The sequence below is a fragment of the Pseudogemmobacter sp. TB195 genome (assembly GCF_058313095.1).
In genome coordinates, this window is record NZ_JBZEGG010000028.1 from 39625 (window position 1) to 52354 (window position 12730).

At 64.2% G+C, this 12730-nt stretch carries 14 protein-coding genes and 2 pseudogenes; 3 read left to right on the top strand and 13 right to left on the bottom strand.

Features of this window, described 5'->3' with window-relative positions; genetic code table 11:
• Positions 1–109 precede the first annotated feature (109 nt).
• On the top strand, positions 110–370 hold the full coding sequence (locus AC4FS3_RS23345; protein ID WP_491022494.1) for an accessory factor UbiK family protein: 261 nt from the start codon (positions 110–112) through the stop codon (positions 368–370).
• A gap of 96 nt (positions 371–466) precedes the next feature.
• Here AC4FS3_RS23345 and AC4FS3_RS23350 read toward each other — a convergent pair whose 3' ends face one another.
• Complete coding sequence (locus AC4FS3_RS23350) at positions 467–928, bottom strand: hypothetical protein (protein ID WP_491022495.1); 462 nt, start codon at positions 926–928, stop codon at positions 467–469.
• 213 nt (positions 929–1141) lie between these two features.
• On the opposite strand from AC4FS3_RS23350, the gene AC4FS3_RS23355 reads away from it, so the two are divergent.
• Positions 1142–1627 carry a VOC family protein gene (locus tag AC4FS3_RS23355; protein WP_491022496.1) on the top strand — a complete coding sequence of 162 codons (486 nt, stop codon included), beginning with the start codon at positions 1142–1144 and terminating at the stop codon, positions 1625–1627.
• Positions 1628–1630: 3 nt separating this feature from the next.
• On the opposite strand, the gene AC4FS3_RS23360 is transcribed toward AC4FS3_RS23355, so the two are convergent.
• From AC4FS3_RS23360 to AC4FS3_RS23410, 11 genes and pseudogenes are all read right to left on the bottom strand, one after another.
• Complete coding sequence (locus AC4FS3_RS23360) at positions 1631–2482, bottom strand: TIGR02186 family protein (RefSeq protein WP_491022497.1); 852 nt, start codon at positions 2480–2482, stop codon at positions 1631–1633.
• Positions 2479–3399, bottom strand: a complete 921-nt coding sequence (locus AC4FS3_RS23365) for a sulfite exporter TauE/SafE family protein (protein ID WP_092895389.1) — start codon at positions 3397–3399, stop codon at positions 2479–2481. Before AC4FS3_RS23365 ends, AC4FS3_RS23360 begins: the two co-directional genes overlap by 4 nt.
• A gap of 157 nt (positions 3400–3556) precedes the next feature.
• Positions 3557–4171 (bottom strand): phosphorylase family protein, encoded by a 615-nt coding sequence (locus tag AC4FS3_RS23370; RefSeq protein WP_491022498.1) that lies wholly within the window; start codon positions 4169–4171, stop codon positions 3557–3559.
• Positions 4172–4241: 70 nt separating this feature from the next.
• Positions 4242–4679 carry an ABC transporter permease subunit gene (locus AC4FS3_RS23375; RefSeq protein WP_491022499.1) on the bottom strand — a complete coding sequence of 146 codons (438 nt, stop codon included), beginning with the start codon at positions 4677–4679 and terminating at the stop codon, positions 4242–4244.
• A gap of 672 nt (positions 4680–5351) precedes the next feature.
• Positions 5352–5904, bottom strand: a pseudogene (locus tag AC4FS3_RS23380) (ATP-binding cassette domain-containing protein); the annotation flags it as partial.
• Between the two features lie 94 nt (positions 5905–5998).
• Positions 5999–7016, bottom strand: a pseudogene (locus AC4FS3_RS23385) (BMP family lipoprotein).
• 157 nt (positions 7017–7173) lie between these two features.
• Positions 7174–7608 carry a ribosomal protein S18-alanine N-acetyltransferase gene (rimI, locus tag AC4FS3_RS23390; RefSeq protein WP_491022500.1) on the bottom strand — a complete coding sequence of 145 codons (435 nt, stop codon included), beginning with the start codon at positions 7606–7608 and terminating at the stop codon, positions 7174–7176.
• A 16-nt stretch (positions 7609–7624) separates the two neighbouring features.
• Positions 7625–8359, bottom strand: coding sequence for a tRNA (adenosine(37)-N6)-threonylcarbamoyltransferase complex dimerization subunit type 1 TsaB (gene tsaB / locus AC4FS3_RS23395; RefSeq protein WP_491022501.1), 735 nt, complete (start codon positions 8357–8359; stop codon positions 7625–7627).
• A gap of 21 nt (positions 8360–8380) precedes the next feature.
• Complete coding sequence (locus AC4FS3_RS23400) at positions 8381–8944, bottom strand: NifU family protein (protein ID WP_491022502.1); 564 nt, start codon at positions 8942–8944, stop codon at positions 8381–8383.
• Between the two features lie 144 nt (positions 8945–9088).
• On the bottom strand, positions 9089–9253 hold the full coding sequence (locus tag AC4FS3_RS23405; RefSeq protein WP_491022503.1) for a hypothetical protein: 165 nt from the start codon (positions 9251–9253) through the stop codon (positions 9089–9091).
• A gap of 135 nt (positions 9254–9388) precedes the next feature.
• Complete coding sequence (locus tag AC4FS3_RS23410; RefSeq protein WP_491022504.1) at positions 9389–9811, bottom strand: diacylglycerol kinase; 423 nt, start codon at positions 9809–9811, stop codon at positions 9389–9391.
• A gap of 355 nt (positions 9812–10166) precedes the next feature.
• On the opposite strand from AC4FS3_RS23410, the gene AC4FS3_RS23415 reads away from it, so the two are divergent.
• A complete protein-coding gene (locus AC4FS3_RS23415; protein ID WP_491022505.1) occupies positions 10167–10724 on the top strand; it encodes a manganese efflux pump MntP in 558 nt (185 codons plus the stop codon).
• 91 nt (positions 10725–10815) lie between these two features.
• On the opposite strand, the gene AC4FS3_RS23420 is transcribed toward AC4FS3_RS23415, so the two are convergent.
• On the bottom strand, positions 10816–12687 hold the full coding sequence (locus tag AC4FS3_RS23420; RefSeq protein WP_491022506.1) for a S1C family serine protease: 1872 nt from the start codon (positions 12685–12687) through the stop codon (positions 10816–10818).
• Positions 12688–12730 lie beyond the last annotated feature (43 nt).

The window sequence follows — 12730 nt, forward strand, 5'->3', positions numbered from 1 at the left end:
GGGCCGCGCCGCATCGATGGCCTCAACACTTGTGAACGGGCGTGCGGGCGCGCATATAGGGTCAAAGCGACCCGGATCCCCCCGGGGCTGACGACAAGGGATGGCCGAGATGCAGAGCCGCAACAAATTCCTCGACGATATGAGCCAGCTCATGACCAATGCCATGGGCGTGGCCCAGGGCGCGCGGACCGAAGCCGAAACCGCGATGAAAAGCATGGTCGACCGCTGGATGGCCGGGCGCGACTTCGTCACCCGCGAGGAATTCGACGCCGTGCGGCTGATGGCGCAAAAGGCGCGCGAAGAGAATGAGGCGCTCTCGGCCCGGATCGCGGCGCTTGAGGCGGCAGCGGGTGGCGTAAAGGCGAAGTAGCCCCGGTTTCCCCCTGAGGCTGTCCCCCCGTCAGGTGTGGGAAATGAAAATGGCACCGGATCGCTCCGGTGCCTTTGTTATTTCGGGCAGGCCGCGTCAGGGGCGGATCTGATCCATCAGCGCGCGCCAGTCCAGATAGGCTTTTTCCTGATCGGGCAGCGGTGTCAGATCGCCACCAGCCTCAATGAGCGTCGCAATCGTGCGCGCTTTCAGCTCTGGCTCTTCGCTGCAGGCGAGGGTGCTGTTGTCCAGGAGATCAAAGGCTGGCGTCTCATATTTCGCGATGATCCCGTCGGTATCAAGCTTCAGCTCGCCATAGGCCAAAAGGTCAAAGCCATCGGTCAGCAGTGAATGTTCCTCATCCGAAAGGCTCTCCTCCGGGCAGTTCTGGCTGAGGACGAGGGTGTTTTGCATATCCGAAAGCAGCCGGTCAGCCGCGACCGGATCCTGCGCGATCCCCGACATATCGGGCAGCGTGATATAGACTTTGCCATCGGCGAGCGCCGCCGTTGCGCCAAGGCCGAGCGTGACAGCGGCGGCCAGGAAGATGCGTTTCATCTGAGTAACCTCACAGAGTTGCCAGCCGACTATTGCGCCGCGCGGGGGGATGCGAACAGGGCGGGTTTCCTGACCCGCCGGCTTTCCCCGCCGGTCTGTCTTCACAACTCTGCGATCTCTGCACAGATCCGGTGCGGGAATCGCTGTTCTCGCAAGGCCGGGGCGTCTCTATCTGTGAGAGGAAACAATTTCGTGAGAAGGGAGAGCGATCTCATGACGACCCCGATCCATCCCGCGACCCGCGTGGGCCATGTCCATCTCAAGGTCTCGGATCTTGACCGTGCGATTGGCTTTTACTCCGGCGTGCTGGGCTTTGAAGTCACCCAAAGTTACGGCGCCCAGGCGGCATTTTTGTCGGCGGGCGGCTATCACCACCATATCGGGCTGAACACCTGGGAATCGCTTGGCGGCACGCGCCCGGCCCCGGGGACGGTGGGGCTGTACCATTCGGCCTTTCTCTATCCCGACCGCAAGGCGCTGGCCAATGCGCTTAAACGCCTGGCCGAGGCGGGGTATCCGCTGACCGGCGCCTCGGATCATGGGGTGAGCGAGGCGCTTTACCTTGATGACCCCGATGGCAATGGCGTGGAGCTTTACTGGGACCGCCCCGAGGCCGACTGGCCGCGCGACGAGAAGGGCGGGCTGAAGATGACCACCCGCCGCCTTGATCTCGAGAAACTGCTGGTGGAAGCTGACTGAACCCTAGCGCCGGATCAGCCGGGTCGCGGCCGAGGCGGCCCAGCCGGCAAAGGCGGCAATCGCCAGCGACAACAGGCCGTAAAACAAGGGCTGCTCGCGCGAGAGGTTGAAGACCATGCGCTCCAGCCCTTCTTTGCGCACCCGGATCCAGCGCTCGTGGTTTGCGATGACCTTGCCGTCGCGCAAGAGGAACATCCGCACCCGGTAGACGCCTTCGGTCAGGTTCGAGGGCAAAGTGAGATCGGCGCGAAACAGCGTCTGTTCTGACAGCTGGACACGGTTTTCCAGCATCCGGTAGCGCCCCTCATTGGTGCGCACCCGGATCATCGAGCGGATGAACTCGCCCTCGGCCAGCAGGATCGGGAAAAGCGGCATCGTATCCGGGTCGCCGCCCCGGGCGACCCAGGCCTCGGTCGCGGCATCGGCGGCTTCAAGATGCACCAGCTGGTCGATGGAGATCGCATGTTTGCGGTTCTCCTCGGCGCTCAGGATCTCGTCGAGCTTGCCGGTTGTGGCCACGGCGTAGAAGCTGGGCGCGCTGGAAATATTGACGGAATCGCGATTGATCCAGATGCCGGCGGTGCGTTCCTTGCGCCTGACGGTGACCGGGCCGGAGGGGCCCTCGGCGGTCACGATCACATCGAGCCGCCCCTGTGGCGCCGGCGCGTCGCGCCGGACGGCGCCATAGACGAGGATCTCGTCGCCATCGAAATTCGCGGTGATCGAGACGCGGTTCTGGCTCAGGCCCGAGACGATTGTCTCGACCGGGGTGTCTGGGACGCCATCCTGTGCGGCGTCCTGCGCCATAGCGGGGCCCGCAAGGATCAGCGCGGCGATCAGGGCAAGCCGCCTCATGGCAGCACCCCGGGCATCACCGAATAAAGCTCGACCGGGCGGAGCAGCAGATCAACCGCAATCCTGAGCGCCACCGCAACGACGAGCAGCGACAAAAGGACGCGCAGTTGTTCGGCCTTGAGATAGACGCCGACACGGCTGCCGATCTGCGCCCCGATCACGCCACCAAGGATCAGCACCAGTGCCAGCATCATATCGACGGTCTGCGAGGTGACCGAATGCATGATGGTGGTAAAGGCCGAGACGAAGATGATCTGGAAAAGCGAGGTGCCGATCACGACCTTGGTGGGCATCCCCAACAGGTAAATCATCGCGGGCACCAGGATGAAGCCGCCGCCCACCCCCATGATCGCGGCCAGAAAGCCGGTGAAGGCGCCGATCGCCATCGGCGGGATCACCGAGATATAAAGCCCCGAGGCGCGGAATTTCATCTTGAAGGGCAGGCCATGCGCCCAGGAATGGGTATGGGCGCGGCGGATCTGTACCTTGCCGCCCCGCGTCCGCAAAAGCGCGCGCAGGCTTTCCTGCAACATCGTCGCGCCGATAAAGCCCAGGAAAACGACATAAGAGATCTGCACGAACAGATCGACCTGGCCCAGTGACTGCATCAGCGCAAAGACCCAGATCCCGATGGCAGAGCCAATGAAACCGCCCGCAAGCAGCACGGTTCCCATCCGGAAATCGACTGCCTTGCGCTTCATCTGCGCCAGCACCCCCGAGACCGAAGAGGCCACGACCTGGTTCGCGCCGGTCGCCACCGCGACAGCGGGCGGCACGCCGATGAAGAACAACAGGGGGGTGATCAGAAAGCCGCCGCCAACCCCGAACATTCCCGAAAGAAAGCCCACGATTCCGCCGATCCCGAACAACAGGAAAATATTGACCGAGACCTCGGCGATAGGGAGGTAGAGCTGCATCGGGGAAGGGGCCAGGCCAGTAACAAGCGGGGATGTGTCGGCTCAGGTTTGCCCGCCTGCGCCCGGAAGTCAAACCGGCTTTCGCCTCACGCGAGATCGCGCAGGTAACGGCGCAGGATTCGTTCCAGTTTTGCCGCACCAACGGGGGCGCCATGGGTTAGGTATGATCGCGGCTGATCGCCTCGTCTGAAAGACCTGCAGCCATATTGCTGATGGTTGAGATTGCCGTGACCGCAAGGCAGAGAAGCCGCGTGAGGATCACTTCGGGCAGGGTGGGCATGCCGACCGCATCGCCTTCGAGGAGTTCAGGCATACGAATCTCGGCAGGGGTTTCGAAAGAGCGGCCGGAATACCAGCAACAGATCCCTTCCCCAGGCGGGATCGATTCGGCATCGGTCGCCTGGGTGAGCGCCTGGCGCAGCCGGGGGGAATGGGCGTTTGTCATGGAGACGAAACGGGCATCTGTAGGCTCGCTGATCAGCGTATTGCGGTCATTATAGTTGATGTGATCGGAAAGGAGCATCAGATCCCCGGGCGGAATGTCTGAGCGCAGCGCCAGGGCCTGGAAGACGGCAAAGAGCAGGCAGGCCCAGAGCGCGGCAACCGGACGCCATTTAGCTAAGATCATCGCGGCGGTCAGCATCTTGCCATCGGGCCCGATGTCGAAAGTCCAGGCGCGATCGGACCAAAGCCCACCAGGGCAGGCCAGCAGCAAGGGCGTTGAAAGCGGCACCGTCGAAGTGAGAAGCCGGAGGACCGAGGCGTGATCCATCAGGCGGCCTTTACTTTGGACGCCTGGCTGGGCAGGCGGGCGAAGACACGTTCAGGCCCCATGCCGACCATCATATCAGGGATCCGGTGAAGAGGCTCACGAGGCCCTGGATCACGATCCGCGTCCCGATGTGAATGGCGGTCATGAAGCCAGGCTCGGATCCGCACTGGAAGATGAAACCAAAGAGAAACGCCGCCAGCACCAGGCCAGGCGAATGGTTGCGCCCCATCAGCGCCACGGCGATGATGAACCCGGCACCGGAGGCGGAATTGTCTAGAAGGCGGACGGCATCTCCCATCACGTTGCTGACCGACATAAGGCCTGCAAGCGCGCTCGTGATCAGGAGCGCGGTCATCGTGGTCTTTACCGGGCCGGTCCCGGCGTAACGCGCGGCGCCTTCGGATTTGTCCAAAGCGCAGCAGCGGAACCCGGTGCGGCTGTGCCAGAGGAGAGGCCAGATCACCAGGGCCACCGCAAGCGCGAGGAACAGCGTGATATTGGCTGGCACGGTGCGGGGAAAGAGAAGATCGAGTCCCCGGGCATCTGGATGAATCGCGGCAGCGCCAGCGCGGCAAGGAAACGGGCACAGGATGGGTCCTGGGAGTCGATGGCGCGCGTACATCGACCAGCATGAACATCAGAAGGCTTGCCGCGATAGAGTTGAACATGATCGTGGTGATCGCGATATGGCTGCCGCGCCAGGCGTGGAGCCAGGCCGGGGTCGCGGTCCAGGCGGCGCCAAAGGCCGCCGCTGCGAGCGAGGCGCCGGGCAGTGCCAGCGCACCCTGGACCATGGTGGTCAGCGCAAACCAGGGGCTCTCACCAGTCGGGATGATCACCAGCGTAGTCAGAATGCCGCAAGTGTCAGCGAAATCAGCGGCACGACGACCAGATCGGCCCATTTCGGCAAGGGCTGCATCAGGGGGCCTCTGCCGTTTGTTCGGGCGGGGTCCGGTCTGGGATTCTGGCGGGGCAATGCCGGCCATCAGTCAGCCGATATCGCTCTCGGATGTGGCTGCCGGGTCGTGCAGCGCCATGATGCGACCATCGTATGAGTTGGCGATACGGTCGGAAAGGCTTATAATTTCATCAAGTTCGACCGGGCCCAGCAGAATCGCCTGACCGTCTGATCGGCGCGCCGGGCGGGGCCGGTTTCTGCGGTGCCGAGCGTGCCGACAAGGCGGCCGCGCCACCCTTTGAGGATGCGAAAGAGGTGGCTGGGCTCTGCCAGGGGTGAGGACGCCGGTGGGTTCATCGAGGATCAGGATATCGGCGTTGCGTCAGAGGGCTTTCAGGATCTCAACCCGCTGCTGATGGCCGGGCGAGAGGCCTTCGACCAGTGCGTTGGCCTAGACCTCGTGCCCGTATTCGTGTGCGAGTGCGGTGAGGCTGTCGCGGGCGGGCCGGAGCGAGCGGCCAGGCAGCGGGCCATCTTTGGCGCCTGGGATGACATTTTCCAGGACGGTGAAATTCATCACCAGCTTGAAATGCTGGAAGACCATGGCAATGCCGGCGCGGATCGCGCTCAGACCGTCGGGGAGGGGTGGCGGGCGGCCATGGATCAGACTCTCGCCCTGATCGGCACGGTGAAAGCCTAAAGGATCGACATCAGCGACGATTTGCCGGCGCAGTTTACTCCGATGATGCCTCGGGCGTGCCTTTCGGGACGGAAAAGCTGATCCGGCATTGGCGCGGCCCGGGCCAAAGCTTTTCGAGATGCACCGCAATCCCATGGCCGGGGGATATGTGGCGGAGGCCGGGGGGTTAAGACCCCCCGGACCCCCCGCGTGGCGCCCGATTGCGTCGCCCGGCATCCCCCCGGCCTATTCAGAACGGCGCCGTGGCGCAGGTATTGCCCGAGCGGGAGTCGTGGACTTTCAGCTCGCCCGCGATGATTGCCGCCGCTGCGGCATCGACGCTTGCCTTCATTTCAGGCGTGATCAGCGCGGCGGTATTGTTGTCCGGCGCATTACCTACACCATCTTCCTTCAGCTCCAGAAGCTGCGGCGTCAGGTCCTGCGCCTCGCTCTGTCTGAACCAATCACAGACTGCCAGTTTGACGCGCTTGAGGATCGAGGTCAGTACCTGGCTGGGATGGAGGTGGTCCTGGTTCGAAGCGACGCTGACCGAAAGAATGCCCTCATCCGCTGCGGCCTGTAAAACGCCGAGCGAGGTCTGGCTGGCGGCGGCGAAGATAACATCAGTGCCTTAGGCTTTCAGGGTGCGAGCCTGTTCCGGGTCTTTGACCGGGTCATTCCAGGCGTCCGGAGGATCGCCGGTCATCGGGGAGGCGAATTTGATATCCGGGTTCACCGCCTTCGCCCCTTGCGCAAAGCCGCAGCCGAAGGCCCGGATCCGCGGGACATTCATGCCGCCCGACAAAGCCCAGCCTGCCGGTTTTCGAGGCCCGGGCCGCGAGCATTCCGGTCAGATAAGAGCCCTCTTCCTTGTGGAGGCTGATCGAGAGCACATTCGGCTGCGCTGCCGGATCGACCCGGCCGTCGGTGGTGACGATTTTCGTATCGGAGGAAATCGGGTGCGATGCGGGCAATCGGATCTGCATGCCAAATCCGGTTGCCACCACCGGATTGGTGCCATTCTCGGCCATGCGGCGCAGCGATTGTTCGCGCTGGGTCTCTTCGCGCATCTCGCGTTCCTGGCAGGTGCCTCCGGTCTCGGCCTTCAGGCGCACGGCGCCATTGCAGGCGGCCTCGGTGAGGCTTTTGTCGACGCCGCCGCCGTGGTCGAAGATCAGTGCGTGGTCTGCCAGGGAGGCGCTGGCGGCGATTCCGGTGAAAAGTGCGGGGACAGCGGTTGCCTGGGCAGGACGGGTTGCAAGGATCATGATTTTTTCCCTGCTGGAACAACGCTTTCTGCCAGGAGCTTTCCCCGGTCCGGCCGGAGCCCCGCCTGATCGCCGCCATCCCGGCTACGGAGCCTGGCCCTGGGTCGAGGTGTTTTCTGGGCCTGGCGCTTACCCGGCCCTTGCATGGTGGCGCGCGTCAGCCCTCGCGGGCGAGAACCAGCGCATCGACGTGATTTCCCCCGGGGGCCTGGTAATAGTTCCGGCGGCGGCCTGCCTCGTGGAAGCCGGCGCGGGTGTAAAGGGCGATGGCCGGGGCATTGTCGGCTGCGACCTCGAGAAACAGCGAGGTTGCGTTGCGGGTGCTGGCCTCGGCCAGAAACCCCGCGACGAGGCATTCGCCCAGCCCCTGACGGCGGTGCCGGGGATGGACGGCCAGCGTCAGAAGTTCGGCCTCGCCTGCAATGGCAGAGCCGATCAGAAAGCCCGCGGGCTCCTGATCCCGCGCTTCGGTCAGAAGGAAGACATGGGGCCGGGAGAGAAGCGCCGCGATCTCCGCCGCGCTCCAGGGCCGGGGCATGGTGAAAGAGGCGGCATGGATCCGCGCGAGGCTTTCGGCCAGGGCGGCTGGCATGTCTGGGGCGACAGGTTCAGCCATCCGCATCAAGCGGGGCGCGATCCGTGGTCTCCGGGCCGTTGGCATCAAGTATCACCGGCGGCGGATCAGAGGGCGGCGCGGCATCGGGGGGGCGGACGTAAAGCGGGGCCGGGCGCGCGGTCTGGGCCAGGCCACAGGCGAATTTCCACACTGCAACCTGTGCCAGCCGGCCGGGAATATTCTCCAGCTCGCAGCACAGGGCGCGGCCCGCGAAAGGCGCTGCGATCTCGTCAGCGCGGTGGCCGGTGACCTGCATCCGCCCCGGCATCGCAAGGTCGGCGGGCGGGCAGGCGGGGTCGATCAGCCGGGGCGCGGCCTGGGCTGCGCCATAGCGGAAAGGCTGGACATAGGCCTCGCCGCGCGGGGCGGGGAGGCTCACAAGCTCGGCCGGATGGGAATGGGGATGGGCGGGGTCGCGCATCATCTCGAAACTGGTGACACCGGTCTGCGGCAGGCCAAGCCCAAGCGCCAGCCCGCGCGCGGCGGCGACCGCAATGCGTATTCCGGTGAAATTTCCCGGGCCAACCCCCACCGCCAGCGCCGCCAGATGCGCCCAGGGCAGGCCGGCCTCGGCCAGAAGCTCTTCGAGCATTGGCATCAGCCGCTCGGCCTGGCCCTTTTGCATCGGTTCAAAGCGGGTGAAGAGCCCCTGTGGCGTAACCAGAGCGGCCGCGCAATGCGCGGCCGATGTGTCGAAAGCCAACAGAGGAAAACGCGCCTCAGCCATCAGGGAAATGCCGGACGCGGATCAGGCCGCGACCGGGCGGACCTCGGTGACTTCGGGAATGTAATGGCGCAGCAGGTTTTCGATCCCCATTTTCAGCGTGAGGGTCGAGGAAGGGCAGCCGGCGCAGGCGCCCTGCATATGCAGATAGACAATGCCGCGATCAAAGCCGTGGAACGTGATGTCGCCGCCGTCCTGGGCCACTGCCGGGCGCACGCGCGTGTCCAGCAATTCTTTGATCTGGCTCACGATACCTTCATCGGCGCTGTCGAAATTGGCTGCATGACCATCGCCCGGACCTTCGCCGTCGATCACGGCCTGGCCGGACTGGAAATGCTCCATGATCGCGCCAAGGATCTGCGGCTTGATATGGGGCCATTCGATCTGCTCGGCCTTGGTGACGGTCACGAAATCAGACCCGAGGAAAACCCCGGTCACGCCACCCGCCGCAAAAATGCGCCGCGCCAGCGGCGATTTGGCCGCCGCTTCGGCATTGGGGAAATCCGCGGTGCCAAGTTCCAGCACGGTCAGGCCGGGCAGGAATTTCAGCGTCGCCGGATTCGGAGTGGATTCGGTCTGGATGAACATGGTGCTTCTCCGACTGTATCAGCCGGATATGGGGCAGGCGGGATCACAAGTCAACCGCGCGCCCGCGTGTAAAACCCCTGCGGAGCGCGGAATGCGGCAATGGGGGCGTGCCCGGGGCCAGATCGCCCGCTTGGCAGCATTGTTTCAGGCGCGGTCCGAGCCGAAATAGGCATACATCTCGTCCAGCGCATTCAGCGGCGCCAGCTGCACCGGGGCCGGTTTCCGGCTGGGGGCGGTATAATAGCTCTGGGCCGGATCCTGCGGCACGAGGACGGCTTTCAGAAGATCGACGGGGCGTTGCACAGACATGTCGTGCATCCTTTGGTAATTGTCGCCTCCCGCCGGAAATATAGATCAATGCTGCGATGCAGAAAACCCGCCGCTTCCGCAGGGCGGGGTTGCATCTGCGGCATGTCTTCCCTTACGGTAGCCGCCAGATACGGCTCAGATAAATCCGGTCTGGCCGAGCACAACCCAGACGAGATAAAGCGCGGTCGCAATCAGCGTCGCCCCGACCGCAAGCGAGCCGAGATCCTTGGCATCGCGGGCAAATTCAGACCAGTCCGGCGAAAGATGGTCGACCAGCACCTCAAGCGCGGTGTTCAGCGCCTCGACGGCAGTCAGCACCAGCAGGAAAATCGCGAAGCCGAGCAGTTTGGCGAGGCCCACCCCCCAGAGCGCGAGGCCGGCAAGCACGATCAGCCCGATGGTCAGCTCCTGGCGAAAGGCGCTTTCGTGCAAAAGCCGGCGGAACCCGGCGGCGGAATAGGTCGCCGCCGCCAGAAGATGGGCTAAGCCCGATTTGCGCGGCGGCTTCTGGTGCGGCGGCTTTATGGCGCCGCCCTGCGGTATCTGCTGGCTGGTCATACGCAGTCGCCTTTCGATGTGAATTAACGCCCCGGGGCTTTCGCCGGATGCTGGCTTTTATGCCCGCGATTGTCCACCCGCTGCGACGGGTGTCGTGGCGCAGATGCAAATGAGTTTCATTGTAACATAATGATTTTACTTTACTTTTTATCATGACCTACCTATCTGGCCCGCATCGGGGAGTAGCGACTGCCAGGTGATGGCAGGGGCGTATCAACACTCTCGCCCGCGGGGAGATCCCGGGCATGGTGCGTCCGGCCCGGGTCACCTGGGTCATGCAAGACCGTGCTCTGGGCCTCAGGCCCGTTCACAATCCCGGCGTCTCGCTGCCGGATCCAAAGGACAGGAGACCCGCATGTCCCCCTTCACCATCGGCATTCTTGCCGTTTCGATGTCTGTTGATGCTTTTATTGCCTCGCTCGGGCGCGGCGCGGGAGAACAGCGGCCGGGGCTGATGCGCGCCGTAAAGACGGGCGCGATTTTCGGCGCGGTCGAGATGGTCACGCCGCTGATCGGCTGGGGGCTGGGGATGGCGGCGAGCGCCTGGGTTCAGGCGGTGGATCACTGGATCGCCTTCGCGCTTCTGGGGGCGGTGGGGGCGCATATGCTGTTCCAGGCGCTGTCGCGCGGGACAGATGAGGCACCACCCGCCCCTGGGCTGCGCGCGACCGTGCTGACGGCCATTGGCACCTCGATTGACGCGATGGCGGTGGGTGTGTCGCTGGCGCTGCTGGAGGCGAATATCTTTGTCATTGCCGCCGCCATCGGCTTCACCACGATGGTGATGAGCGCCTCGGGGATCCTCGCCGGTCGCTGGCTCGGCCGCAGCTTTGGCCGGCTGATAGAGACGCTTGGCGGCCTTGCCCTGATCGCGATGGGCGGGCTGATCCTTTTCGAGCACCTGACAGGCTGAGCCCCGCCCTGCGCGCTGAGTTGTGACGCTTGCCAAAATGAAAAACAGGCCCCGGGGGCCCGTTTTGCGCCTGGGAGCTGAGCCTTGCGGCTCAGCGGTAGCATTGCACCGGTACAACGGCGGCGGCAAAGGCCTCGGGCAGTTCGCCTGAAAGATCACCGCGTATGCCTTCGCCCTGGGGCCGCGAGATGCGTTCCCTGGCGAGGAAGGTCAGGAGCGGCCCCGAAGGCACCGCGAAATTCATATTCTGCGGCAGGGTGCCGGTTTCCTCGAGCATGGCGATGTCATCAACGCGGCTCACCACCACACCGATCACTGCGCCCTTTTTGTTCAGAAGCGGGCCGCCCGAATTCCCGGGTTGCACCGGTGCCGTGATCATCACCCGGTTTGACGACCCGTCTGCGCCGCGCAGCGCCGAGACATTGCCCGAAGTGACAGTCAGCCCCTGATCGAGACTGGTCGAATAGGGGTAGCCGAGCGTGGTGACCGTCTCGCCCAGTTTCGGAACCTCCAGCGCCGAGAGCTTCAGCCAGGCGCCGGTGTCGATCGCGCCGCCCAGCACCGCCACATCCAGCGTGGTATCTGCGGCCAGAACTTCCAGCGCGCTGCCGTCGGCCATGCCGATGGCAGAACAGCCCTCGATCACATGGGCGGCGGTGACCAGTGTGGTCGGCGCGATATAGAATCCGGTGCCGGAGCTTTTTAGCGTGCCATTGACTTTGGGGCGCGGGGTTTCGGCCACGGCTGCGACCTTTGGCGCACCAACCGGCGCGGCGGGCTGTCCTTCGGGGGCGCGGATCGGGGCCGGGCCGCCGGGCGCAGTGCCAAGTTCCGCCGGGCCGGCGGCAATGGCGGTTCCGGGATCGGGTGCATCGGGCAGACCCGGGGCCGGGGTTCCAAGCCCGCCGGGGGCGGGCCCTGCATCTGCCGTTGCGGTTCCGGGCGTTGCGGTTCCGGGTGCGGGGGTGCCAAGGATCCCATTGGCCGGCGCATCGCTTGCGGGCGGCAGATCTTCGACCAGATCGCCCGGAATGTCTTTCGGCGGGGTTGGGTGCGATGCTTCGGGCGGCAATGTGGGGATTGACTCCGGTGCGGTTGGCGAGGTCACGGCGGATTTTCCGGGGCGCTCCACCTGATCCTCGGCGCGCGGCGCGGCCGCAGCGGCTGCGGTGGGCGGCGCAGCCCCTGCGGTGCCATTGATCACCTGGTCGATCACGCCGCCCGGGGTCCAGATCAGAGAAGCCGCGCTGGCATTGCCCGTCACCGTGGTCCCGGCCAGCAGATTGACACGGAAATACCCCTCTTCCGTGGTCACGAAGTTCATTGTGCTCCACAGCCCGTCATGCAGGTCAGAGCGGATATAGGCGGTCATCTTATTGTCGAGATCGACCCAGCTGATCATCGTCTGGTCATTGGAGAACTGGTAGGGCTTGGTATCTGCCCGGGCCTTGCCGAGAAACCAGTCATGATCGGATTGCGCATCGGCCAGTTTGCCTTCGCGGATGATCAGCGAGATGCTTTTGTCCTTTGAGAGATATTCCATCTCTTTGGCATCTTTGACTTCTTCGATCAGGCCGAACGGGAAGAGGTAAGAGGTATTGGCGATAGGCGAATAATTCAGCTGCCAGTCATTCCTGACCCGTTCATCTTCGAGAAACATCACGAGGTCTTTGATATCGCTGAACTTGGGCACCGTCTCGCGCCCCGCAGTCCGGGTCGCGTATTTCACAAAGGCCTGCTGGGATTGATCGGTCCAGATCCCGTCCACCACGCCGAAGAAATCGCCGGTCCAGGCCAGAGATGCCTGAAGGGTCGCGGTGTCCTCGCGGCTCAGCTTCGTGGCATCGAAGGGGTGTTCCAGCCAGGACTGTGCGCGCGCCATCCCCGACAGGTGAACCAACATCAGGATCGGCAGAAGGGCTGCGATCAGCAGAAACCGGAGTGACATCGGGGACAAGCGCATCGCAAAGCACTCCGGCAGCGGGATGAGGGGGTATTTTCGCGCC